The sequence below is a fragment of the Mesorhizobium sp. M4B.F.Ca.ET.058.02.1.1 genome (assembly GCF_003952505.1).
In the GTDB taxonomy this organism is placed as follows: domain Bacteria; phylum Pseudomonadota; class Alphaproteobacteria; order Rhizobiales; family Rhizobiaceae; genus Mesorhizobium.
On sequence record NZ_CP034450.1, the window covers coordinates 3,401,321 to 3,425,587 of the forward strand.

Sequence of the window (24,267 nt, forward strand, 5' to 3'; positions counted from 1 at the left end):
CTCAGGAAGGTTTCGACCCGGGCAGCTCGAACTTGTTCTTCTTCGCCGGCTTGCCGCAGTCCCGGCGTTCGATCGATCGGTTCATGGCGTCGATCTGGCCTGCCGCCTTGTCGGCATCGCGCCTGGCCTTCGAACGCATATCCGGTGTGAACGGGCCGAAGCCCATGGCCGGATTGGAGAAGGTCGTCTTAGCCGTTGTCGGCAGTTGGCTTTGCTCGGCCAGGGCGTTGCGCTGGGCAATCAGCTGATCGCAAGGCACGTTGTCGTATTGCAGCGAGGACTGCACGTCCTCGTCCTGGCGTTCCGACATTGAGGTGCCGCCGACGCAGCCGGCCGTTGCCAGGCACGAGGCCAAAACCATGATCTTCCAGCGCATGGTATCTTCCTCTCTTTTCGGTATCCGCCCAGCGCAACCCCGACACGCGATTCGGGCTTTTTCGCAGCAAACGGAGCTCGGCGGGGACAGAGGGGGATCACAGCGTTGGTGATTTGCCCGCCACCACGGCCAGGCCATCTATTGGCTCGCGGCGGTCGTGCCGGATGACCGTGCGTTGAAGCCACCGGACGGAAAGTCCGTTAGCGGCCAGGACGATCCGCACATAGGCCTCGGAATGCGCGTAGCGGCGTGACGGCCGCAGCGCGAAGCTATCGCCGCCGGCCGGTTCCGTGTCGGTCAGCGTCTCGACAGAGAACGCAAACAACCCATCCTCGGCAAGCATGCCGGCGACTGTCCTCACAATGCCCTCAAGCGCGCCGACATAGATGAAGACGTCGGCCGCGACCACGAGGTCGGCTTTGGGACCGGCGTAGACAAGATCCTGCAGGTCGGCCTTGACGAGTCGATCGTAGACGCCTTTGGCCCGCGCCTTCCGCAGCATGGCGGCGGAGATGTCGTAGCCCTCGAGCCGGTCGACGATCGGCCGCAGCCTTTCGCCCATCAGGCCGGTCCCGCAGCCGAGATCGAGTGCCAGCGATAAGCGCCGTGGCCGGACCGATCGAATGGCCTGGTCGAGTAATTCGGGCATCCGGTAGCCGAGCTTGTTGACGAGCATCTCCTCGAAGCTCTCGGCATAGTGGTCGAACAGCGTCTCGACGAAAGCGCTGGGCGGAGCCGCGGCCGTCGGCGCCTTGCCGGCGAGTTGCAGCTTCAGCGCGGCGCCCAGCCGGTCCGCCGGCTCCAGCCGCAACGCCATCGCCCAGGCCTGCGCGGCCTGATCGGGCTGGCCGGCGGCTTCCTGCATCTCGCCGAGGCGGAACCAGCCGGCCGACCATTGGGGCGCCAGCTCCAGCGCGCCGAGCAGCAGCTCCGCCGCAGCAGTGGGATCGCCGGAGGCGCCGAGCATCTCGGCGAAGTCGGCGCGGCGGTCGGCGGTCAGGTCGCCGGACGAGGCCTGGAACGGTTTCATGGTGCAAGGATCCCACCGGTGATCGGACCGGCGGCTGGCTGTAGGATGAGTCAGCAGTCTCTGGCAACAGGCTTCCCGCGCCGGATTTAGCCACTATCTTGAAGCCATGCGCGCCAGCGACCTGCTCAAGCCCCGCCCCGAGGGCCTCTACTGCCCGCCCGGCGATTTCTTCATCGACCCGGTGCGGCCGGTGGAACGCGCGCTGATCACGCACGGCCACTCCGACCATGCGCGCTCCGGCCACGGCTCGGTGCTCGCGACCCGGCAGACGCTCGACATCATGGCGTTGCGCTATGGCGAGGATTTTGCCGGGACCACGCAGGCTGCCGTCCTCGGCGAGACGATCGACCTCAACGGCGTGTCGGTCAGCTTTCATCCGGCGGGCCATGTGCTGGGCTCGGCGCAGATCGCGGTCGAGCATCGCGGCATGCGCATCGTCGCTTCCGGCGACTACAAGCGCCAGAAGGACGACACCTGCCAGACGTTCGAGCCGATCCCTTGCGACATCTTCATCACCGAGGCGACGTTCGGCCTGCCAGTGTTCCGCCATCCGCCAGACACCGAGGAAATCGCCCGGCTGCTGAAATCGGCGGCGCAGTTTCCGGAGCGCTCGCACCTGATCGGCGCCTATGCGCTCGGCAAGGCACAGCGCGTCATGCGGCTCTTGCGCGACTGCGGCTACGACAGGCCGATCTATATTCATGGCGCGCTGGCGAAGCTCAGCGAATATTACCAGCGCCAGGGCATCGACCTCGGCCAGCTCGACCCAGCAACGGTCGACAGCGCCGGCAAGGATGATTTCGCGGGCGCCATCGTCGTCGGCCCGCCGGCGGCCTTCGCCGACCGCTGGGCGCGGCGCTTCCCCGATCCGATCTCCTGCTTCGCCTCGGGCTGGATGCGCATCCGCCAGCGCGCCAAGCAGGGCGGCGTCGAACTGCCGCTGATCATCTCCGACCATGCCGACTGGGACGAGCTGACCACCACGATCAAGGAGACGGGCGCGGCGGAAATCTGGGTGACGCATGGCCGCGAGGAGGCGCTGGTGCGCTGGTGCGAGCTGGAAGGCATCGCGGCGCGGCCGCTGCATCTTGTCGGCTATGAGGACGAGGGCGATTGAGTTGAACCGCTTCGCCGAACTCCTCGATCGCCTCGTGCTGACGCCGTCGCGCAACGGCAAGCTGACGCTGCTGACCGACTATTTCCGCAGCGTCGAAGACCCCGACCGCGGGCTGGCGCTCGCCGCGATAACCGGGGACCTGTCGATCGCGGCGGTCAAGCCGGCGATGCTGCGGGCGCTGGTCGTCGAGCGCATGGACCCTGTGCTGTTCGGCTATTCCTACGACTATGTCGGTGACCTCGCCGAGACGGTGTCGCTGGTCTGGCCGCAAGCGCCCGGAAATATCTCGAACCATGCGCCGACGCTGGCCGAGGTGGTCGGCAGACTGCAGGCGGCGAGCCGCTCCGACGGGCCGCAGGTGCTGGCGAGGCTGCTCGACAGCGCCAGCATTTCGGCGCGCTTTGCCATCATCAAGCTGGTGACCGGCGGCCTGCGCATCGGCGTGTCGGCGCGGCTGGCAAAACAGGCGCTGGCCGATCTCGGCAAGGTCGACGTCACCGAAATCGAGGAGCTGTGGCACGGCCTGACGCCGCCATACACCACGCTGTTCGCCTGGCTTGAAGGCAAGGCCGGCAAGCCGGAGCGGACCGCGCTTGCCCTGTTCAGTCCGGTGATGCTGGCCAACCCTGTCGGCGACGGCGATCTCGAAAAGCTCGATCCGGCCGACTATGCGGCCGAATGGAAATGGGACGGCATCCGCGTCCAGGCGGTGTGCGAGGGTGGCATCCGCCGGCTCTATTCGCGCACCGGCGACGACGTCTCCGGTGCCTTCCCGGATCTTGCCACGGCAATGGCTTTCGAAGCGGCGCTCGACGGCGAACTGCTGGTCGGCGACCCCCGCCAGGCGACCGGCACGTTTTCGGACCTGCAGCAGCGGCTGAACCGCAAGAGCGTGTCGCAGAAGATCCAGCAGCAATATCCAGCGTTCATGCGCTGCTACGACGCGCTGCAGATCGGCGGCGAGGATTTGCGCACGCTGCCCTTCCGCGAAAGACGGGCTCGCCTCGAGGCCTTCATCGGCACCCTCGACCCCAGCCGTTTCGACCTTTCGCCGCTGGTCGAATTCCCCGAATGGCAGGCGCTCGAACAACTGCGGCAGGCGCCGCCGCATCCGATCATCGAAGGGGTGATGCTGAAGCGTTGGGATTCGCCCTATCTAGCCGGGCGGCCGAAGGGTCCGTGGTTCAAGTGGAAGCGCGATCCGCACACGGTCGATGCGGTGCTGATGTATGCACAGCGCGGCCATGGCAAGCGCTCCAGTTTCTACTCCGATTACACGTTCGGCGTCTGGTCAGGCACGGAAGGGTCCGAGGAACTGGTGCCCGTCGGCAAGGCCTATTTCGGCTTCACCGACGAGGAGCTGAAGCAAATCGACAAATATGTCCGCGACAACACGGTCGAGCGCTTCGGCCCGGTGCGCTCGGTGCGAGCCGACCGCGACAACGGCCTGGTACTGGAGGTGGCGTTCGAGGGGCTCAACCGCTCGACCCGGCACAAATCGGGCGTCGCCATGCGCTTTCCGCGCATTTCGCGGCTGCGCTGGGACAAGCCCGCGGCCGAGGCCGACCGCATCGAGACGCTGCAGGCGCTGCTCGACCGCTAGCTGCAATCGACATTACTGCACGATTGAGACGCGGATCTCATAGATGTCGACCGACTTGCCCTGCTTGTCGAAGTCGGAGTTGACGGCGATGGTGCCGGCCGCGCCCGGATGCTTGTCCGGGAACTGGACGTCGAACAGATACTCGTTGCGCTCGTGCCCGACCGCATAACGCTTGCGGCCGCAATCACCGAGCTCGCCGAAATTGCAGTCGACCGAGATCTGCGTCTCCTTGCCCTCTTCCGAGCGCGCGACGATGTCGAACATGGCATGCTTCCCGACCAGCTTTTCCAGCACGCCCTGGCCGACGTCAAAGGCGATGGCCGAGCCTGACGCGCCGGAGCGGATGCGCAGAAATGAGCCGGTGTCGTCCTGCATCACCTCGGCCTTGGCATCGGCCGGTGCCGCGACATGGGTCGGGTCAGCAGGTGAGAAGACATTGATCCACTCGCGCTGCTGCGCGGCGTCGCCCTGCTTTTCCGGCGACCCGGCGGGCGGCTCGGCCGCCTCGTCGTCCTCGACCGTCGGCGGCGCCTGGGGCGGGCCGGTGTCGAGCTCGGCCGCGGTCTTGAAGACGCCGGTCTCCTTGGCGAAGTAGATACCGATCCCGGCGGCCGCCAGCAGCGTCACGCCGAGGAAGATCGCCGTCAACGGCAGGCGCCGCCCCCTGATCCGACGCTCGTCGCGATCTGGCGCGACCTCCGCCTCGCCGTCTTCCGCCGCGGCGGATGCAGGCGTATCGAGGGTCGGGGCGTCGGGAAGGTCGCCCGGCATGATGTCGGGGACGACAGGCAGCACACGCGAGCGCGGCGCATCGGCGGCCGAAGGCTGCATCGGCCCGTCGACCACGATCGCAGGCGATGGCTGGGCAGGTGTGGCTTGCGTCGGCGGTTCCACCGTGGGCGCCGGCGCGGCGGTCTCGGCTGGCACGGCGATTTCAGAGGCCGCCGCCGCCGGCGTGGCGCTCTCGTCCAACGCGGCGACATCGGGAACCGCCGGCAGGAACTCCGATTCGATCTCGGCGATCTTGGCCTGCACCGCCTTGCGGCGCTTGATGGCCAATTCCACGGTCACGTTGGGATTGGCCTGCAGAACGCGGTCGAGCGCGGCAAAGGCCGAACGATAGACCCGCTCGCGAAAGACGCGGTCCTCGGCATTGCCCTTCTCGAAGGCGTTGCGGATCGCTTTTTCGATCGCGTCCAAGCCAAATCCCTCTGCACGTTTCCTGCCATGATCGTTAGCGGCAGGCGGCCAATCAATCAACGGGCCGGCGGCCGCATTCTGCGCGGCGCGCCCGGACAAACCCGATTTCGGCGGTTTTTTACAAGGAAATCAACATATTTCGCCGAGGCCGTCCCACACCGACCGCCCAATACGGCGTTTCGGCATGCGGCGCATCGTCTGGACAGATCCTTCCAGCCCGGATCAGCCCAACACGAATTGCCGGGTTCCGGCTCGAATTCGCGGTTGGTTATTTGAATTCGCCGCAAGCCATCTTGAATTCGCGGCGGGTTGAGTCTATCACCCAGCCCATCTTGGAGGCCTAGCGCTTCCCGGGCCGCTTTAGCTCAGTTGGTAGAGCACATCATTCGTAATGATGGGGTCGCGTGTTCGAGTCACGCAAGCGGCACCAGTTTCCCCCCGGGTTCCCATTCCCTGCGCCAAAAACGCTCGAGGCATCTCGATCATTGTCGCGGCCCTGGATCGCGCCGCAAACCAGGTTTTCTTCCGGGATAGCTTGCGACGCTGCATCCCTTATCCCAGCGTCGCCACCGTCTTCAGCGCGCCATCGAGCATGTCGCCTTTCTCGTCCTTCAGCGCCGCTTCTCGCAGCCGGCGGATCCAGTCGGCCGCATCATCGCGGCCCTTGAGCATGGTGAGCGCCGAAAGCACGCGGTCGAACTTTGACTGGGCGCGGGCGTGGGTGTCGCTGTATCCCTTGATCAGCCTGCGGCAGTTCAGGATTTCCGTGCCAAGCACGTAATCTTCGCGGGCGTGGACGAGCGCCAGTTCGTACCAGCGCTCCAGATGCTCCATCTCGACCTTGTGGCGCAGCAGGCGGCGGCGCCAGCGGCGCAGGCCGCCGATGAACCACAGCATTGCGAAGCCGGTCAAGCTGTCGGTGCGGATGCGGCGGCCGCGATTGATGCGGCGGTCGAGGAAGTTGGCAAGCTTCGGTCTGTCCTCGATGTAGCTGCCGAGACCCGCCGGCAGCGTGCCGCAGAACTCCTCGATGCGCGGATGGAAATATTCCGTCAGCTGCAGGACCGTTCCATCCTTGACGCCGACCTCCTTGCGCACGCGCCTGTCGCGGGTCGAACGGGTCTTGAGATCGGCAACGCGGATCATGTCGTCGTAGCACATGGCATTGGCGAGATGTTTCGCCGCGGCGATCGACAGCGCGTAGGCGTGTTCCGGGCCATCCAGCGCGACGGCCTTGTCCAGCCGGTCGAGATACTCGCCGCCATAGGCGATGTCCTGGTAGTCGACGACTTTTTTCAGGCCGCGTTCGGCCATGTCGCGCGCCGGCTTTGGCAAGGCACCAACGCGGGCGGCCAGCTCCTGCCAGCCTTTCAGCAAGATTTCCGGTCCACGGACCTTCGCCGTTGACTTGGCTTCGGTGACGGCATGTTTCGCCGCCTGCTCGCCTGCCGGTGCAGCCGCGATGCCGCGCGTGCGATCGTAAGCGGCGGCGAAGGCGGCGAGGCTGGCTTTGACGCCGCGGCCGCCGGCGCCGATCGCCTGCTCATAGTTGTCCCGCGCAAAGGGCAGCGCATCGGAACCGGCCAGCGCGCCGAGCAGGCTGGCCGAGATCATGGTGCCATTCTCGGCGGCGATCTTTTCCATGTCGAAGGCGATGAATCGCCTGGCCGCGGCTTGCGCCGTCGCGTGCACCTTCTCGGACGAGGCGCGGCCGTCGCCGGGCTCGATCTTTTCCGACACGGCGGCGATGCGGTGCGAGGAAGCGATCAGCGTCGTGCGCTCGGGCGTGACGAAGCCGCGGATGATGGCGCGACCGGCCTCCATCAGCTCGGCGGCGATCAGTATGTCGACATCGCCCTGCGACGGCGACAGCGCGAAGACCGGCAGCCGGCCGGTGTCGCGGGCCATCTCGATGTAATAGATCGTCGCGCCGGTACGCTGGGCGACGCCCGCCACTGAGGTTGACTGGGCGATATAGCCGCTGCGCTCGGCGACGTCGGTGATCCAGTCGGCGAGCACGCCGCCGCCCTGGCCGCCAACGGCAAGCACGGCGAGTTTTATCACCCGCTCGTCACCGGCGGCGTCCGTCCTCGGGCGCGAGGCTGTGTTCTCGTCAAGCATCGGCGAACACCAGCCGACGGCTTTCGCGGCGGCGCTGCAAAAGGCCGATCATGGCGCGACGCGCGCTTTCCAGGAAGCGGTCCCAGCGGCCGGGGTTGTGGATCACATCGGCACGGTAGAAGGACGGGCAGAGCACGGCGGCGTCCGCCACCTCGCCGCAATTACCGCAGCCGACGCAGTTCTGGTCGATCGATGCCACCGGATCGTCGCGCAGCGGTTCGTCGAGCGACTTCACCGACAGCGACGGACAGCCGGAGAGCCGCATGCAGGCGTGGTCGCCGGTGCAGATGTCTTCGTCGACGCCGAACTTCGGCTTCACGACCCGCTCGCCGCCCTTGATCGCCTTGTCGACCAGCGGCTTCTCGCGGCGCTGGCGGTTCAGCATGCATTCGGACGACGCGACGATGACCTTCGGACCCGTCTCCTCGGTGGTCAGCGCCTCACGGAGCGTCGCCTGCATCTTGCCGACATCGTAGGTGCGATCGATGTGGCGCAGCCACTTGACGCCCATGCCTTTCACCGCCTCGGTGATCGGATGCTTGGTCGATTTCGTCCTGTTGCTCGCACGGGAGGACAAGATGTCCTGGCCGCCGGTAGCGGCCGAGTAAAAGTTGTCAACGATGACGATGACGCCGTCGTTCTTGTTGAAGACCGCGTTGCCGATCGAGGAGGTCAGGCCGTTGTGCCAGAAGCCGCCGTCACCGACGAAAGAGATCGAGCGGCGCTTGGCGTCGGGCGAATTGAACGCGGAGGCCGAGGCCGGACCCAGCCCATAGCCCATGGTGGTGGCGCCGAGCTCGAAGGGCGGCATGATCGAGAACAGGTGGCAGCCGATATCGGAGGCGATGTGGTGGTTGCCGAGCTCCTGCTCGACCAGCTTGGTCGCGGCAAAGATCGGCCGCTCGGGACAGCCGATGCAGAAGCCTGGCGGGCGGCCGGGAACGACATTGACGAGATCGGCGGTGTCGATGCCTTCGCCGAGCCTATTCGGCGCCCTCACCTCGCCCGGCAGCAGGTGCGGAGCGTTGGCCCGCAGGAAGGAGCCGATGCCGTCGAGTATGACCTGGCCGGTGTATTCGCCGGCCATCGGCAAATGCTCCTTGCCGACCAGCCTGGTGCCGCGGCCGGCCTTGTGCAGCATAGCCGCGAGGGCCTGCTCGATGTAGTTGGGCTGGCCCTCCTCCACGACCAGAACCGCCTGCTTGCCTTCGCAGAAGGCGAGGAATTCGTCGTCGACCAGCGGATAGACGGCGTTCAGCACATAGAGCGACACGTCGGTGTCGCCATAGGTGTCGGCGAGGCCGAGCCGCTGCAGCGCGCGGATGACCGAATTGTACATGCCGCCCTGCATGACGATGCCGACCGAGCCGTGATCGGAGCCGAAGATCTCGTTGATCTTGCGGCTCCTGATGAAGTCAACCGCCGCCGGCCAGCGCTTGGCGACCTTTTCCTTCTCGTGCAGGAAGGAAGCGGGCGGCAGCACGATGCGACCGGTATCGCGGCGCGGCGCTTCCAGCGCATCGGCCACCGACATTGGCGGGCGCTTGTTGTCCTTGGCGATGAAGTGGCCGTGGACGTGGCAGCAGCGGATGCGCACCTGCAGCATGACAGGCGTGTTGGAGGCCTCCGACAGCTCGAAGCCGTCCTCGACCGCCTTGACGATCGAGGGCAGGTTCGGCCGCGGATCGAGCAGCCAGACCTGGCTCTTCATGGCGAAGGCGTGGCTGCGCTCCTGCATGATCGAGGAACCCTCGCCGTAATCTTCGCCGACGATGATCAGCGCCCCGCCGGTGACGCCGCCCGACGCCAGGTTGGCCAGCGCATCGGAGGCGACATTGGTGCCGACCGTCGACTTGAAGGTGGCGGCCCCACGGATCGGGTAGTGCACCGAGGCCGCGAGCATGGCGGTGGCGGTGGCTTCCGAGGCGCTTGCCTCGAAATGCACGCCGAGCTCTCCGAGAATGTCCTGAGCGTCGGCGAGCACGTCCATCAAGTGGCTGATCGGCGCACCCTGGTAGCCGCCGACATAGCCGACGCCGCATTGCAGCAGCGCCTTGGTGATGGCGAGAATGCCCTCGCCGGCAAACTCCTGGCCGGCGCCGAGGCGGAGCTTTTCGACTTCCTTGGCAAAAGACCGTTCGGCCATTGTGGCCTCCTTCAGTTGCCGCCGGCATCCGGCGGCGCGTACGTCAAACTCAAATGTCGTGCTTGCGGATGTTCTTGAGCATCTTCTGCAGGATCGCGATCAGCGCGGCGTATTCGGCATCGTCGACGCCGTCGAACATGGCCTCGAAGGCATCGTGCATGGCCGGCCACGCGCGGGTGAACAGGGCCCGCCCGTCGTCGGTCAGGAACACGTGGCGGAAACGGCTGTCGGTGACACCCTGCTCGCGGCGCACGAGACCCTGCCCCTCCAGCGCGTCAAGCGTGCGGCTCAAGGTCGACTGCTCGATGACGGTGTAGACCGACAGGTCGTTGACGGTGACGCCATCGGTGACAGAGAGCACGGCAAGCGTTCGCACCTGCGGAATGGTCAGGCCCTGCTTGCGGAAATCCTCGCGCAGCGTGGCGTTGTAGCGGCCCATGATGCGGTTCATGAGATAGGGCGCGAATTGCTGCAGGCCGATCTCGCCCAGGGTCGAGATGCGCTGGCGCTTCTGCTGGACCTTCTCCTCCATCACAGCCTCCCCGCCAGCAGGAAGCCGGAACCGCCGCCAAGGCCGGCGCCGGGATGGGTGGAGGCGCCGATATGGTAGAGGCCCTTGATGCTGGTCTCATGGTTGCGGCTTGCCTTGAACGGCCGCCACAGGAAGGCCTGGTCGATGGTGGACGAGCCGCCATAGGGATCGCCGCCTACCAGGTTGATGTTCACCGCTTCGAGATCGGCCGGCGAATAGGCGCGGCGCGCGATCACTGTGTCGCCAAAACCATCGATGTGACTGGCCAGGATGGCCTCGACGCGGTCGGCAAAGGCCTCGCGCAGCGCCTCGGTCCAGCGGCCGCCGACGGGAGCTTCGAGCTTGCCGGCGGCGTCACCCTTGATGTAGCGCGGCGCCTCCGGAAGCTGCAGCCACAGGATCGCCTTGCCCTCCGGACAGCGCGACGGATCGAGCGCATGCGGCTGGCCGACGCAAATGGTCGGCACTTGCGGCAGCAAGCCGCGCACCGCTTCGTTGCAGGCCTTGGAGACGCCGTCGAGCCCGGGCGTCAGATGCAGCAGCGCGACCTTGTCCAGCCCCTTGCCGCGCCAGGCGGGGACCCTGTCCAGCGCATAGTGGATCTGGAAGTTGCCCTTGCCATAGCGATAGTTTTGCGTCGCTTCGACGGCCGCCTCCGGCGCATCCCTGCCGAGCAGGCGACCATAGAGCTGGGTCGGCGTGACCGAACAGATGACGCTCTTCTTCGCATGCACTGTTTCGCCCGACGCCAGACGCACGCCGGTGGCGCGGCCGCCATCCAGGATGATGGAGGCGACGTCCGCGTCGGTGGAAATCACACCGCCGCGCTCCTTGATCAGCGCTTCGAAGGCGGCGAGCAGGTTTTTCGCGCCACCCTTTACGATCGGCGCGCCCGCAGCCTCCAGCGCAAACGCAATGACCTTGGCGATCTGGCCGGAGAAGGCGTCCTCCGGACCGAGGCCGGCATGCAGCACCCAGGGCGCCCACAGCGCGCGCGTGGTTTCGGATCGATAGCCGCCCTCCAGCCAGCCGCGCGCCGGCGCCAGCGCCTCGCCGAGGAAGGCGGCAAGGTTGCGCGGCCCGCGTCGCCAGGCCTCGCCAGTGAGCAGCTTGGTCGTCGGATAGGACCAGAGCGCGCCGCCAAGCAGGCCGAAGAGCAGGCCGGCATCTCGCTCGATGCCGCCGACGTCGTTGCCGTGGCGGTCGCCGTCGCCCGCGGCAATCTTGTTGAGCGCCGCGATGTTGGCGATGCGGTCGGTGGTGAGCACGGCGTGGCTGCCGTCGGGCCTCAGCACCCCGGTGGGGGTCGCGGTGTGGCAGAATTCCAGCCCGTGCCGCGCCAGGTCCTTGCCGAGTGCGGCAAAGGCCGGCGAGGTGATGAACAGCACGAAGGTCGTCGCCATCACGTCATGGACGAAGCCGGGCGCGGTGATCTCCTCGGTGCGCATGCAACCGCCGATGCGGTCGTTGCGCTCGAGCACGAGCACCTTCGCCCCCTTGCCGCCCAGCATCGCCGCGCAGACGAGAGCGTTGATGCCGCTGCCGACGATGATGTGATCGGGGGCGTTCATTGAGGGGTGCTCCCGGGTGCTGGCAGTTGAAGGTCAATCGCGCAAAGCCGCGTTCCTTCGCGCCCCCCTCTGCCCTGCCGGGCATCTCCCCCACAAGGGGGGAGATTGGCCGCCATCACGGCTTTCGCCAATTGTCCACGGTGCAGGGTTGAGCGGGGCGCCGAAACTGCCGTCCGGCAGGACAGAGGGGGGCGCCGTAGAGCGCTGACGCTCCAGGACGGCTGCCTCGACTTCATCATCACGACATTGCCTGCGAGCATGATCTTCTCCCGAAGACCGCCACCTCGCCCTATTTGCCCGGCACCAGCGCCAAGGCGCGGATCGGGCTGCCGGTGCCGTGCTCGATCTTGAGCGGCGCGGCGATCAGGATCGCGCCTTTCGGCGGCAGCTGGTCGAGGTTGCAGAGGCTGGCCAGACCATAGCGGTTGGCCTTGTGCATCAGCGTGTGCGCCGGGAACGGCGGCTCCATGCCGCCGGCCTTGCCGGCATCGGTGCCGATGGTCTCCGAGCCCCAGCCCTTGATGTCCTTGCTGATCAGGAACTGGATGGCTTCCGCCGTCGGGCCGGGCGTATGCGGGCCGGTTTCGTTGGCGTTGAGGAAAGCGGCTTCCGAGCCGTTGCGCTTGTACCAGTCGGTGCGCATCACCACCCACTCGCCGGCATTGATGGCGCCATGCTTGGCTTCCCAGGCCTTGATGTGGTCGACGGTGAGCAGGAAATCGTGGTCGGCGGCCGATTCCTTCGAGCAGTCGATGACATTGACCGGGCCGACGAAATTCTGCGCCGGAATGGTGTCGGTGGCGCCGTCCGGATAGTCCTTGCCGGTGATCCAGTGCTGCGGCGCATCGAAATGCGTGCCCGAATGCTCGCCGAGCTTCAGCCAGTTCCAGGCCCACCACGGCCCGTTCTTGTCATATTTGGAGATGGCGTGGATCTCGACCTTCGGCGTGTCGACGGCGAGCTCCGGCGGCAGCTTGATCAGCGGCGTGTTCGGCCCGAGCGGCGCCGACAGGTCGACCACGCGGATGGCGCCCGAAAGCAGCTGGCCGGCGACCTCGCCGAGGAGTTTTTGCGTGTCCATGGTCTCAGTTCCCTCTTTGTCGATGAAGATCGAGGCTCGTTGCGGCCCTTAATATCCTACTAGACGAAAACATATGCATCTGCAATTATCTTTAAGCATAAAGCATTTTGGGGCGAGGCGTGAGCGAGTTCGACGCCATCTTTGTCGGGGCGGGCCACAACAGTCTGGCATGCGCCGCGCATCTGGCGCGCAAAGGCTGGAAAACAGCCGTTTTTGAACGCAGTGCAGCAATCGGCGGCGCGGTGCAAACCCGCGAATTCACCTTACCCGGCTTCCGCCACGATTTCGGCGCGATGAATCTGAGCCTGTTCGCCGGCTCAGCCTTCCACCGGAAATATGCAAATGAATTGAAAAACCAGGGGCTGGAATTCGCGCCGGTGGCGGACTGTTTCGCCAGCGCCTTCCCGGACGGCAAATGGTTCGGCGTCAGCAACGACCTGGAGAAGACCGCCGCGCGGCTGGCCGCCTTCTCCGCAGCGGACGCCGATACTTGGCGGCGTCTTGTCGCCGCCTTTCCGGGCGAAGCCGAGCATCTGTTCCGGCTGCTGGGCTCGCCGATGAGCACCCGTGCGCTGGCCGGCACGGCCTGGAAGCTCTGGCGCAAGAAGGGCGTTGCCGGCGCGCTCGACACCGGCCGACTGCTGCTCTCCTCGCCCCGCGCGTGGCTGGAAGAAAACTTCGAGACGCCGCATGTGCGCGCGACGCTCGCCGCCTGGGGCATGCATCTCGACTTCGCGCCGGACATCGCCGGCGGCGCCGTGTTCCCCTATCTGGAATCGATGGCCAACCAGAGTTTCGGCATGGTGCTAGGCAAGGGCGGCGCCGACACCATGATCCGCGCGCTTGCCGGCATGGTGACGGCGGCTGGCGGCAAGATCGCAACCGGCGCCGAGGTTGCCGAGATCACGGTCGCCGGCGGCCGGGCGACCGGCGTGCGGCTCGCGTCCGGGGATTTCCATGTCGCCAGCAAGGCGGTCATCGCTGGCGTCGCGCCGAAGGCGCTGCCGGGCAAGCTTCTGCCCGACGGTTCGGGCGATGCCGGCTTCGACGCGGCGATGAAGAAATTCCGTTACGCGCCAGGCACGATGATGATCCACCTGGCGCTGGACGACCTGCCCGACTGGAGCGCCGGGGCCGAGCTGCGTCAGTTCGCCTATGTGCATCTTTCGCCCTCGCTCGACGCCATGTCGCGCACCTACCAGCAGGCGACAGCGGGCATTTTGCCGGACGAGCCAGTGCTGGTCATCGGCCAGCCGACGGCCGTCGATCCCTCCCGCGCGCCCGCAGGCAAGCATGTGCTGTGGGTGCAGGTGCGCATGCTGCCGGCCGAAGTCCTCGGCGACGCGGCCGGCAGGATCGAGCCTGGTCCGTGGGACGCGATTAAGGACGCCTATGCCGAGCGCGTGCTCGAGATCATCGAGAGTTACGCGCCGGGCCTGCGCCAAAAAATCCTCGGCCGCGCCGTCTTCTCGCCGCTCGATCTCGAGCGCGAGAACCCGAACCTCGTCGGCGGCGACCAGATCTGCGGCAGCCATCATCTGGCGCAGAATTTTCTTTTCCGCCCGGCCCGTGGCTACGCCGGCTGGAACACGCCGGTCTCAAACTTCTACCTCACCGGCGCCGCGACATGGCCCGGCGCCGGCACCGGCGCCGCCTCGGGCTTCATGCTCGCTGAACAGCTAGGCGGGAGGTAGGAGCGACGATCTTTCCGGGATGCAGGGGCAAGGCGCGGTTGCCCAAGGAGCCTGAACCCAACGATCTGAATGAGAATGCCGCGCGAAGAAACACAACCAAAGGGGAACGACCATGACCATCAGCAGACGTGACTTGCTCGGATACGGCGCGGCGGCGATCGGCGCGACCGCGCTCGGCCTGCCAAAGGCAGCCAAGGCGGCGGGAGAACTGACCATCGCCTATAACGTCAATTTGCCGTCCTGGGACCCGACGACCGGGCCTTCCGCCGTCAACCCGACCATCCAGGGTCTCTATCAGTCGGTGTTCGACCAGTTCATCCCGCAAAAGCCCGACCTTTCCTTCACGCCCGGCCTGCTCACCGAATGGGGCTGGAACGAGGACCGCACCAAGGTGACGATGACAGTGCGCGAGGGCGTGAAGTGGCATGACGGCTCGCCGTTCACGCCTGAGGACGTGGTCTGGTCGCTGCAGCGGGCCGGCGACGAGAAGACCGGCAACCCGATCCAGTTCGTCTGGAAGAACGTCAACAATTTCAAGATCGACGGCAACAAGATCACCGGCGATGTGGTGCAGTTCGACCCGGTCTATTTCAAATGGATGTCATTCCTGACCGGCTACATCATGCCGAAGGCCTATTACGAGAAGGTCGGCGCCGAGGGCTTCGAGAAGTCGCCGATCGGCACCGGCCCCTACATGGTCGACAAGTTCGAGCGCAACGCCTTCCTGCGGCTGAAGGCCAATCCGAACTACTGGGGCAGCAAGCCGGCCTTCGAGAACGTGACGATCAAGTTCGTCACCGACGCGGCGAGCCGCGTCGCCGAGATCGAATCCGGCTCCTCGCAGGTGACGCTTGAAATCCCCTATGAGGAGTATGACCGGCTGATCGCCAAAGACGGGCTCGCCGGCTCAATCAAGAACGTCTCCGACATCGGCATGATCTTCTTCAACGACATCGAGGCGATGCTGGACAAAAATGTCCGCCAGGCAGCCGTCATGGCGGTGGACAAGGAGCTTCTGGTCAAGCGGCTGCTGCGCGGCTACGGCCAGCCGATCGCCACGCTGGAGACGCCGGAATACGCGGCCTTCGATGCCTCGATCAAGGTCGAGCACAATCCGGAAAAGGCCAAGCAACTGCTCGCCGCTTCCGGCTATTCGCCGGAAAAGCCGGTCAAGTTCACGATCCAGACGACCAAGGGCTTCAAGCCCAAGGACTATGAGATGATCCAGGCCATCGTCGGCATGTGGCGCAAGGTCGGCATCGAGGCGACAATCGAGGTCTATGAAATCGCCAAGCACTATGAGCTGCGCGCCGCCGACAAGCTCGCGCCGGCGGCCTTCTACAATTGGGGCAACGCCATCGGTGATCCGACGACGTCGACCGGCTTTGCCATGTACGGCCCGAGCCCGCATTCGGTGTGGGACAGTCAGGACCTGATCGACATGATCAACCCGCTATGGGGCGAGAAGGACGAGGCAAAGCGCATCGCCGGCTGGAAGGCGGTCGACAAATACGTCGCCGAACAGGCCTATGTACTGCCGCTGATGCAGTATGCGCAGCCGATCGTGCACGCCAAGGGCGTCAATGTGGTGCAGCATGTGTCGGGTGCCTTGCTGCCGGCGCTGATGACCCCGGCCTGATCATCGGCCTTGGATTGCCGCGCGCCGTCGCGAAGACGGCGCGCATTTTTTCATCCGGGCATACAGGCCGATGCTACTGCAAAGATTCCTCGTTCGCCTGCTGACGATGCTGGTCACGCTGTTCGGCGTCGCCGTCGTCGTCTTCGTCGTCATCCGGCTCGCGCCCGGCGACCCGATCGCGATGATGCTGCCGCCCGGCGCCAGCGACGAGGACATCGCGCGGCTGCGGGCGCTCTACGGGCTCGACAAGACCATCGTGCAGCAGTTCTTCATCTGGCTCGGCGGCGTCCTGCGCGGCGATTTCGGCACCTCGATATCGCTGCGGCAGGACGTGCTGGGACTGGTCTTCGACAGGCTGCCGGCGACGCTGGAACTCGCGACCGTGGCGCTGTTGATGGCGGTGGCGATCGGCGGCACAGCGGCTGTTCTCGGCGCGCGCGAGCGCGGCACGGCGGTCGAGGCCGGCATCGACATCGCCAGCGGCACGGCGCTCTCCATCCCCGATTTCCTCTGGGGCCTGGTGCTGATCCTGCTGTTCGGCGTGCTTGTCCCGGTGTTCGACATTTCCGGCCGCGTGTCGCCTCAACTCGACCTGCCCTTCGTCACCCAGTTCTATCTCGTCGAGAGCTTGCTTCGACTCCGCTTCGATCTCACCTGGGACCTGCTCAAGCACATGCTGATGCCGGCCGTGGCGCTGGCGCTGCCGCTGGCGGCTATCATCGCGCAATTGCTGAAACAGTCGCTGAAGGAAGTGCTCGACCTCGACTACGTCGTGCTGGCGCGCGTGAAGGGCTTTTCGGAGACGCAGGTCATCCTGCGCGAAGCGCTGAAAAACGCTGCGCTGCCGACGCTGACGCTGGTCGGCGTGCAGTTCACCTTCCTCATCGGCGGCACGGTCATCGTCGAGCGGCTGTTCTCCTACGAGGGCCTCGGCAACATGGCGATCGACGCCGTCATCAACCGCGACCTGCCGCTGATCCAGGGCATCGTGCTGGTCTTTGCGCTGCTCTTCGTGCTGATCAACCTCGCCGTCGACATGATGTACGCGCTGCTTAATCCGAGGCTGTGCCATGGATGAGGCACGCATCTCCCGAAGCGGTTTGAGCCCGAAGCTTTGGCTGGCCGGCGGCTGGCTTTTACTGGCGTTGCTGGCGGCCATCTTCGCGCCGCTGATTGCGCCGCAGGACCCGCTGGCGCAGGACCTGATGCTGGAGCGGCTGCCGCCCTTCTGGCTGGATGGCGCCGAACCCGGCTATTGGCTGGGCACCGACAGCCTTGGCCGCGATCTGCTCTCACGATTGATCTTCGGCGGCCGCATCGCCTTCATCGTCGCCTTCGCCGCCGCTTCGGCCGCCTGCCTGGTCGGCTCGGCACTGGGGCTGATCGCCGGCTATTTCGGCGGCTGGGCCGACCGCATCATCTCGCGCGTCGTCGACATCTGGATGGCCTTCCCGCCCGTGCTGTTCGCCATCCTTCTGGTGGCGGTGCTGGGCACCGGCCTCAGCTCCGTCATCATCGCCATCGCGGTCATCGACTGGACGCGCTTCTGCCGGGTGATCCGTGCCGAAGCTATGAGCCAGGCGCGCATGGACTACGTCGAAAGCGCGCGCATCGCCGGCTATGGCCGCATTGGCATCATGCTGCGCGAGGTGCTGCCCAATGTGCTGCCGTCGATCGTCGCGCTGCTGTCGCTGGAGATGGGCATCGCCGTCATCGTCGAGGCGATCCTGTCCTTCGTCAATTTGTCGATCTCGACCGACGATCCGACTTGGGGCGGCATCATCGCCGAGGGCCGGCTGTCGATCCACCAGGCCTGGTGGGTGCTGGTGTTCCCGCTGGTCACGCTGATCCTGACCGTGCTGTCCTTCAGCCAGTTCGGCGAGGCGCTGAAGGCGCGTTTCGATCCGGTGCTGCGATGAGCGCGGCCGTGAAACCCTGCCTCGAAATCCGCTCGCTCAGCGCCGTGCTGCCCAACGGCCAGCGCGTGCTGCGCTCGGTGTCGCTGTCCGTCCAGCCGGGCGAAGTGCGCGCGCTGGTCGGCGAGAGCGGCGCCGGCAAGACGATGATCGGCAAGGCGGTGCTCGGCGTGCTGCCATCCAGCGTGCGCGTGATTGAAGGCGAGATGCGCCTGGAGGGAGAGGACCTTGGTGCCCTGCAGCTCAAGGCGCGCCGCAATTTGATCGGCGCCCGGACGGCGCTGATCCCGCAGGATCCACTCACCGCACTCAACCCGTCGCGCCGCATAGGCCCGCAGACGACCGACCGGCTGGTGCGCATCCTGGGCTGGAGCGGCGAGCGGGCCGACCAACGCATCCGCCAGTTGCTCGACGAGGTGCATATCCGCGACCCCGAGCGCGTGCTGAGAAGCTATCCGCACGAACTCTCCGGCGGCATGCGCCAGCGCGTGCTGATCGCCGCCGCCTTCGCCGCCGAGCCGAGGCTGATCGTCGCCGACGAGCCGACGACGGCGCTCGACGTGACGGTGCAGAAGCAGATCCTGCGGCTGATCGCGCAACTGCAGCGCGACCACGGCACGGCGATCCTGTTCGTCACCCACGATCTTGGCGTCGTCGCCAAAATCAGCCAGAAAGTCTCGGTGCTCTATGCCGGCAAGGTGGTCGAGGAAGCCGAGACCGCTGACCTCTTCGCATCGCCGCAGCACGCTTACACGCGGGCGTTGATGGCAGCGACGCCGCGCTACACCGATCCCTTCGCATCACTGAAGCCGGTGGACGAAACCGTGCTTGGGGGACTTGCCGCCGAGATCGCGGACGCCGACAAAGCCTGGAGGCCGGGCCATGGCTGAGCCGCTGTTTTCGGTGCGCGGGCTGAAGGTGGCGCTGCCCGACATGACGCGCAAGCCACTGGTCGGTCGGGCGCCGCTGGCCGAGATCCTGAAAGGGCTCGATTTCGATCTGCCGAAGGGATCGGTGACCGGCATCGTCGGCGAGTCCGGTTCGGGCAAGTCGACGCTCGGCCGTGCGCTGGTGCGGCTGCTGGAGCCCAGCGCCGGCTCGATCAGCTTCGAAGGCCGTGACATCAGCCACCTCTCGGAAGCCGGGCTTCGGCCGCTGCGCCGCGACCTGCAGATGATCTTCCAGGACCCGATGTCATCGCTCAACCCACGGCATACGATCTTCAACATCATCGCCGCGCCGCTGAGGCAGAACGGCCTCGGCGACAGGTTGAAGGAGCGCGTGGCGGAAGCCTTGCAGCGCGTCGGCCTGCCGCAAAGCTTTGCCAGCCGCTACCGGCATCAATTGTCAGGCGGCCAGCGCCAGCGCGTCGGCATTGCGCGAGCACTGGCACTGTCGCCGAAATTCGTGCTGGCCGACGAGATCGTCTCCGGCCTCGACGTGTCGACGCAGGCGCAGATCCTGACCCTGCTCGAAAGGCTCGCGGCCGAAATGGGGTTGACTGTGACCTTCATCAGCCATGATTTGTCGGTGATAAGGCGGCTCTGCCAGCAGGTCATCGTCATGCGCGAAGGCAGGATCGTCGACGCCAGCGCCACCGACTCGCTGTTCGAAAATCCGAAGGAGGCCTACACGCGCGACCTGCTCGCCGCCATTCCGCTCCCCGAGATCGACGCGGACTGGCTGCGGCTGCCTGCGAGGGCGCCGGCCTGAGGGAACTCAGCTATCGGCACCCCGAATCTCGGCGGTGCGTAGCAACTCCGACCGCCAATCGAGGAATTATTCAATCATGAAACTTCAAGCTTGAAATAATTTCGCTCCCGCGCGATACTGTTAGTGGGACCGCCGTGGCACATGGCGGCCCGGAAGCGAAGAGGAGATCGCAGGCATGAAGGTTGCGGTTCTCGGCGGCGGACCGGCCGGGCTCTACTTTGCCATCTCGATGAAGCTGCGCGACGCCGCGCATGAGGTGACGGTGTTCGAGCGCAACCGCGCCGACGACACGTTCGGCTGGGGCGTGGTGCTGTCGGCCGAGACGCTCGATAACCTCAGCCGCAACGATCCGGTCAGCGCGGTCTGGATCAAGAAGCATTTCGCCTATTGGGACGATATCGCCGTCATCCATGACGGCGTGCGCACCGTCTCCTCCGGCCACGGCTTCTGCGGCATCGGCCGCAAGCGGCTCCTGATACTTTTGCAGCGGCGCGCACATGAGCTCGGCATCAAACTGGAGTTCGCAACCGAGATAGCCGATCCGAGGCCGTTCATGGAAACGCACGAACTGGTGGTCGCCGCGGACGGGTTGAACTCCAGGTCTCGCGCGGCCTTCGCCGAAATCTTCAAGCCCGATATCGACACCCGCAAATGCAAGTTCGTCTGGCTCGGCACCAACCAGAAGTTCGACGATGCCTTCACCTTCATCTTCGAGAAGACGGAGCACGGCTGGGTGTGGGCGCATGCCTACCAGTTCGACAGCGAAACCGCGACCTTCATTGTCGAATGCAGCGAACAGACATGGGGGCGCTTCGGCTTCGGCGCGATGTCGCAACAGGAATCGATCGCGGTCTGCGAGCGCATCTTCGAAAAGCATCTCGGCGGCCATGCGCTGATGACCAACGCCAACCACATACGCGGTTCGGCCTGGATCAATTTCCCGCGCGTGCTGTGCGAGCGCTGGTCGTTTGAGAATCTGGCGCTGATGGGGGACGCGGCCGCATCGGCGCATTTCTCGATCGGCTCCGGCACCAAGCTGGCATTGGAGAGCGCCGTCGCGCTGGCCGACTATGTCGAGTCCGAGCCCGACCTCGAAGCGGCGTTCCGCAAATATGAGGATGCTCGTCGCACCGAGGTGCTGAAACTGCAGTCGGCGGCACGCAACTCGCTCGAATGGTTCGAGGAGGTCGAGCGCTATCTCGGCCTCGACCCGGTGCAGTTCAACTACTCGCTGCTGACCCGCTCGCAGCGCATCAGTCACGAAAACCTGAGGCTGCGCGACGCCGAGTGGCTGGGCGGCGCCGAGGAATGGTTCCAGCACCAGGCCGGCGCCGGCGGCAACAGGCTGCGCCGGGCACCGATGTTTGCGCCATTCAAGCTACGCGGCATGGCGCTCAACAACCGCATCGTCGTGTCTCCGATGGCGCAGTACAAGGCCGTCGACGGCTGCCCAACCGACTGGCATTTTTCGCACTACGCGGAGCGCGCCAAGGGCGGCGCCGGGCTGCTCTACATCGAGATGACCTGCGTCAGTCCCGAAGGCCGCATTACGCCCGGCTGCCCCGGCTTCTACGCGCCGGAACACGAGGTGGCCTGGAAGCGCCTGGTCGGCTTCGTCCACACCGAGACCGAGGCAAAAATCTGCGCCCAGATCGGCCATTCCGGCGCCAAGGGCTCGACCCGCGTCGGCTGGCAGGGAACCGACGTGCCGCTGCCCTCCGGCAACTGGCCGGTGATGGCGCCGTCGGCCGTGGCGTGGTCGCCCGAGAACCAGGTGCCGAAGGCGATGGACCGCGCCGACATGGACAGGGTGTGCGGTGAGTTCGTCGCCTCCGCCGAGATGGCAGCCCGCTGCGGCTTCGACATGCTGGAAATCCATGCCGCGCATGGCTATCTCTTGTCCTCATTCATTACGCCACTGACCAACCGGCGCACCGACGAGTATGGCGGCTCGCTGGAAAACCGTATGCGCTATCCGCTGGAGATCTTCCGCGCGGTGCGTGCCGTGTGGCCCTCGGAAAAGCCGATCTCGATGCGCATCTCGGCCAATGACTGGGTCGGTATCGAGGGCGTCACACCTGCCGACGCGGTCGAAATCGCAAAACTGCTGCACGAGGCCGGTGTCGATCTCTGCGACGTGTCGGCCGGGCAGACCTCGATCGCGGCAAAACCCGTCTATGGCCGCATGTTCCAGACACCGTTCTCCGACCGAATCCGCAACGAGGTCGGCATGGCGACGATGGCCGTCGGCAACATCTATGAGCCGGACCATGTCAACTCGATCCTGATGGCGGGCCGCGCCGATCTCGTCGCGCTGGCCCGGCCGCATCTCACCGATCCCTACTGGACGCTGCATGCAGCGGTGGCGCTCGGCGACCGCGGCGTCAAATGGCCGGATCCCTATCTGCCCGGCCGCGACCAGCTTTACCGGCTGGCCCAGCGCGAAGCGGCGGCGGGGTTGAAGGTATGACCTCCACCGCAAAAACCACGGCCAGGCATGCCTTGGTTACCGGCGGCGGTTCAGGCGTCGGACGGGCAATCGCGCTGGCGCTCGCCGGCGCCGGCGTCAACGTCACCATCTGCGGGCGACGTGAGGCAGCCCTTGCCGAAGTGGGCAAGGAAAGCCCGCGCATCGCGGGCGTCGCCGCCGATGTCACCGATGAGGCGTCGATGGTTTCCCTCTACGAAAAAGCGGAGGCCGCGCGCGGACCGTTCGACATCGTGGTCGCCAATGCCGGCATGGCCGGCAGTACGCCGGCGCACAAGATTTCGCTGGCCGACTGGCAGCGCACGATCGACGTCAACCTCACCGGCGCCTTCCTGACGGTGAAGCCGGCGCTGACCGGCATGCTGGCGCGCAAACAGGGCAGCATCGTCTTCGTCGCCTCGACGGCCGGCCTCAAGGGCTATGCCTATGTCGGCGCGTACGTTGCCGCCAAGCACGGCGTCGTCGGGCTGATGCGGGCGCTGGCCACCGAGACCGCCAAGTCCGGCGTCACCGTCAATGCCGTCTGTCCGGGCTTCGTCGATACCGAGATGCTGGAAGAGTCCATCCAGCGCATCGTGGACAAGACCGGGCGGTCGGCAGCCGAAGCGCGGGCAAGCCTGGCGGCGACGAACCCGCAAGGACGTTTCGTCCAACCGGAAGAAGTGGCGGAAGCCGTGCTGTGGCTGTGCGGCGACGCCGCCCGCTCGATCACCGGGCAGACGATCTCGATCTCGGGAGGCGAGACATGGTAGCCGGTCCGTTGCCCACCCGATCCGGCTCCGGCAAGGAGCGGCTGCGGCTGTGGATCCGCCTGCTGCGCGCCTCGCGCACGATTGAGGCGGAGCTGCGCGAGCGGCTGAAGAAGGAATTCAACACCACGCTGCCGCGCTTCGACGTGATGGCGGCGCTTTACCGGTCGCCGGAGGGGATGCTGATGAGCGACCTGTCGCGCTTCCTGCTGGTGTCGAACGGCAATGTCACAGGCATCGTCGACCGGCTGGTGTCGGAAGGGCTGGTGGCTCGGGCGCGCCGCAATGGCGACCGCCGCACCTCGATGGTGCGACTGACCGAGGAAGGGTCGAGGGCCTTCGCCGAGATCGCCGCCGCGCATGAAAGCTGGGTCGGTGAGTTGCTCGGCACTGTCAGCGAGGAAGAGGCGCGCCGGCTGACCGGCATGCTGACTTCGTTCCGCAGCAACTGGGAGGGACGCGAATGAGCGCCATGGCCAACCTCAAGCCGAAGCACTTCCTCTGGGATGTCGAAGGCAAGGTCGCGAAGGTCCGGCTCGACCGTCCCGAGCGCAAGAACCCGCTGACCTTCGACAGTTATGCCGAGTTGCGCGACACGTTTCGCGACCTCGTCTACGCCGACGATGTCGACGCCGTGGTGTTCCTGCCCAATGGCGGTAATTTCTGCTCGGGCGGCGATGTCCACGACATCATCGGTCCGCTGGTCAAGATGGACATGAAGGCGCTGCTCGCCTTCACTCGCATGACTGGTGACTTCGTCAAGGCGATGCTCAACTGCGGCAAGCCGATCATCTCGGCGGTCGACGGCGTGGCGGTCGGCGCCGGCGCCATCATCGCCATGGCCTCCGATATCCGCATCGCCACCCCGGAGGCCAAGACCGCCTTTCTCTTCACCCGCGTCGGCCTCGCCGGCTGCGACATGGGCGCCTGCGCGATCCTGCCGCGCATCATCGGCCAGGGGCGCGCCGCGGAGCTGCTCTACACCGGTCGCACCATGAATGCCGCGGAAGGCGAGCGCTGGGGTTTCTACAACCGCCTCGTCGAGCCGGCCGCGCTCGAGCCCGATGCGCTCGAAATGGCGGCGCGGATCGTCTCCGGCCCAACCTTCGCGCATGGCATCACCAAGACGCAGCTCAACCAGGAATGGTCGATGGGACTCGACCAGGCGATCGAGGCGGAAGCGCAGGCACAGGCGATCTGCATGCAGACAGCTGATTTCGAGCGCGCCTACAAGGCGTTCGTCGCAAAGGAAAAGCCTGTGTTCGAGGGGAATTGAGATGGGCGGATTGTT

The 24,267-nt window shown here is 65.9% G+C and carries 20 protein-coding genes and 1 tRNA gene; 13 read left to right on the plus strand and 8 right to left on the minus strand.

The window, feature by feature from the left end:
* Position 1 precedes the first annotated feature (1 nt).
* Complete coding sequence (locus EJ073_RS16690) at positions 2–376, minus strand: hypothetical protein (RefSeq protein ID WP_126056714.1); 375 nt, start codon at positions 374–376, stop codon at positions 2–4.
* 97 nt (positions 377–473) lie between these two features.
* The gene (locus EJ073_RS16695; RefSeq protein ID WP_126056715.1) at positions 474–1,406 is read right to left on the minus strand and encodes a methyltransferase domain-containing protein; all 933 of its coding nucleotides are present in this window, start codon (positions 1,404–1,406) and stop codon (positions 474–476) included.
* 106 nt (positions 1,407–1,512) lie between these two features.
* On the opposite strand from EJ073_RS16695, the gene EJ073_RS16700 reads away from it, so the two are divergent.
* On the plus strand, positions 1,513–2,523 hold the full coding sequence (locus tag EJ073_RS16700) for a ligase-associated DNA damage response exonuclease (protein ID WP_126056716.1): 1,011 nt from the start codon (positions 1,513–1,515) through the stop codon (positions 2,521–2,523).
* Position 2,524: 1 nt separating this feature from the next.
* Positions 2,525–4,126, plus strand: a complete 1,602-nt coding sequence (locus EJ073_RS16705; RefSeq protein ID WP_126056717.1) for a cisplatin damage response ATP-dependent DNA ligase — start codon at positions 2,525–2,527, stop codon at positions 4,124–4,126.
* 12 nt (positions 4,127–4,138) lie between these two features.
* On the opposite strand, the gene EJ073_RS16710 is transcribed toward EJ073_RS16705, so the two are convergent.
* Positions 4,139–5,326, minus strand: a complete 1,188-nt coding sequence (locus EJ073_RS16710) for a hypothetical protein (RefSeq protein ID WP_126056718.1) — start codon at positions 5,324–5,326, stop codon at positions 4,139–4,141.
* Positions 5,327–5,680: 354 nt separating this feature from the next.
* On the opposite strand from EJ073_RS16710, the gene EJ073_RS16715 reads away from it, so the two are divergent.
* A tRNA-Thr gene (locus tag EJ073_RS16715) sits at positions 5,681–5,756 on the plus strand.
* A gap of 122 nt (positions 5,757–5,878) precedes the next feature.
* Here the strand turns inward: EJ073_RS16715 and EJ073_RS16720 are convergent.
* The 5 genes from EJ073_RS16720 to EJ073_RS16740 all read right to left on the minus strand — a co-directional run bounded on the left by EJ073_RS16720 (position 5,879) and on the right by EJ073_RS16740 (position 12,777).
* Positions 5,879–7,447 (minus strand): indolepyruvate oxidoreductase subunit beta family protein, encoded by a 1,569-nt coding sequence (locus tag EJ073_RS16720; protein ID WP_126056719.1) that lies wholly within the window; start codon positions 7,445–7,447, stop codon positions 5,879–5,881.
* Complete coding sequence (locus EJ073_RS16725) at positions 7,440–9,593, minus strand: indolepyruvate ferredoxin oxidoreductase subunit alpha (protein WP_126056720.1); 2,154 nt, start codon at positions 9,591–9,593, stop codon at positions 7,440–7,442. Before EJ073_RS16725 ends, EJ073_RS16720 begins: the two co-directional genes overlap by 8 nt.
* Positions 9,594–9,642: 49 nt before the next feature.
* Positions 9,643–10,125: a MarR family transcriptional regulator gene (locus EJ073_RS16730; protein ID WP_126056721.1), complete on the minus strand. Its 483-nt coding sequence runs from the start codon at positions 10,123–10,125 to the stop codon at positions 9,643–9,645.
* Complete coding sequence (locus EJ073_RS16735) at positions 10,125–11,696, minus strand: NAD(P)/FAD-dependent oxidoreductase (protein ID WP_126056722.1); 1,572 nt, start codon at positions 11,694–11,696, stop codon at positions 10,125–10,127. The genes EJ073_RS16730 and EJ073_RS16735 overlap by 1 nt, the downstream gene beginning before the upstream one ends.
* 289 nt (positions 11,697–11,985) lie before the next feature.
* The gene (locus EJ073_RS16740) at positions 11,986–12,777 is read right to left on the minus strand and encodes a cyclase family protein (protein ID WP_126056723.1); all 792 of its coding nucleotides are present in this window, start codon (positions 12,775–12,777) and stop codon (positions 11,986–11,988) included.
* 119 nt (positions 12,778–12,896) lie between these two features.
* On the opposite strand from EJ073_RS16740, the gene EJ073_RS16745 reads away from it, so the two are divergent.
* The 10 genes from EJ073_RS16745 (at position 12,897) to EJ073_RS16790 (ending at position 24,252) form a co-directional block, all read left to right on the plus strand.
* Positions 12,897–14,471, plus strand: coding sequence for an NAD(P)/FAD-dependent oxidoreductase (locus tag EJ073_RS16745; RefSeq protein WP_126056724.1), 1,575 nt, complete (start codon positions 12,897–12,899; stop codon positions 14,469–14,471).
* A gap of 112 nt (positions 14,472–14,583) precedes the next feature.
* Complete coding sequence (locus EJ073_RS16750; RefSeq protein WP_126056725.1) at positions 14,584–16,110, plus strand: ABC transporter substrate-binding protein; 1,527 nt, start codon at positions 14,584–14,586, stop codon at positions 16,108–16,110.
* A gap of 70 nt (positions 16,111–16,180) precedes the next feature.
* The gene (locus EJ073_RS16755) at positions 16,181–17,188 is read left to right on the plus strand and encodes an ABC transporter permease (protein WP_126056726.1); all 1,008 of its coding nucleotides are present in this window, start codon (positions 16,181–16,183) and stop codon (positions 17,186–17,188) included.
* A complete protein-coding gene (locus tag EJ073_RS16760; RefSeq protein ID WP_126056727.1) occupies positions 17,181–18,029 on the plus strand; it encodes an ABC transporter permease in 849 nt (282 codons plus the stop codon). The genes EJ073_RS16755 and EJ073_RS16760 overlap by 8 nt, the downstream gene beginning before the upstream one ends.
* Complete coding sequence (locus EJ073_RS16765) at positions 18,026–18,916, plus strand: ABC transporter ATP-binding protein (RefSeq protein ID WP_126056728.1); 891 nt, start codon at positions 18,026–18,028, stop codon at positions 18,914–18,916. The genes EJ073_RS16760 and EJ073_RS16765 overlap by 4 nt, the downstream gene beginning before the upstream one ends.
* Positions 18,909–19,739 (plus strand): ATP-binding cassette domain-containing protein, encoded by an 831-nt coding sequence (locus EJ073_RS16770; RefSeq protein ID WP_126056729.1) that lies wholly within the window; start codon positions 18,909–18,911, stop codon positions 19,737–19,739. Before EJ073_RS16765 ends, EJ073_RS16770 begins: the two co-directional genes overlap by 8 nt.
* A gap of 175 nt (positions 19,740–19,914) precedes the next feature.
* A complete protein-coding gene (locus EJ073_RS16775) occupies positions 19,915–22,209 on the plus strand; it encodes a bifunctional salicylyl-CoA 5-hydroxylase/oxidoreductase (RefSeq protein ID WP_126056730.1) in 2,295 nt (764 codons plus the stop codon).
* Positions 22,206–22,979, plus strand: coding sequence for an SDR family NAD(P)-dependent oxidoreductase (locus tag EJ073_RS16780; RefSeq protein ID WP_126056731.1), 774 nt, complete (start codon positions 22,206–22,208; stop codon positions 22,977–22,979). Before EJ073_RS16775 ends, EJ073_RS16780 begins: the two co-directional genes overlap by 4 nt.
* Entirely contained in the window at positions 22,973–23,443 is a 471-nt protein-coding gene (locus EJ073_RS16785) for a MarR family transcriptional regulator (protein WP_126056732.1), read from the plus strand. The genes EJ073_RS16780 and EJ073_RS16785 overlap by 7 nt, the downstream gene beginning before the upstream one ends.
* Positions 23,440–24,252, plus strand: coding sequence for an enoyl-CoA hydratase family protein (locus EJ073_RS16790; RefSeq protein ID WP_126056733.1), 813 nt, complete (start codon positions 23,440–23,442; stop codon positions 24,250–24,252). Before EJ073_RS16785 ends, EJ073_RS16790 begins: the two co-directional genes overlap by 4 nt.
* Positions 24,253–24,267: the final 15 nt, after the last annotated feature.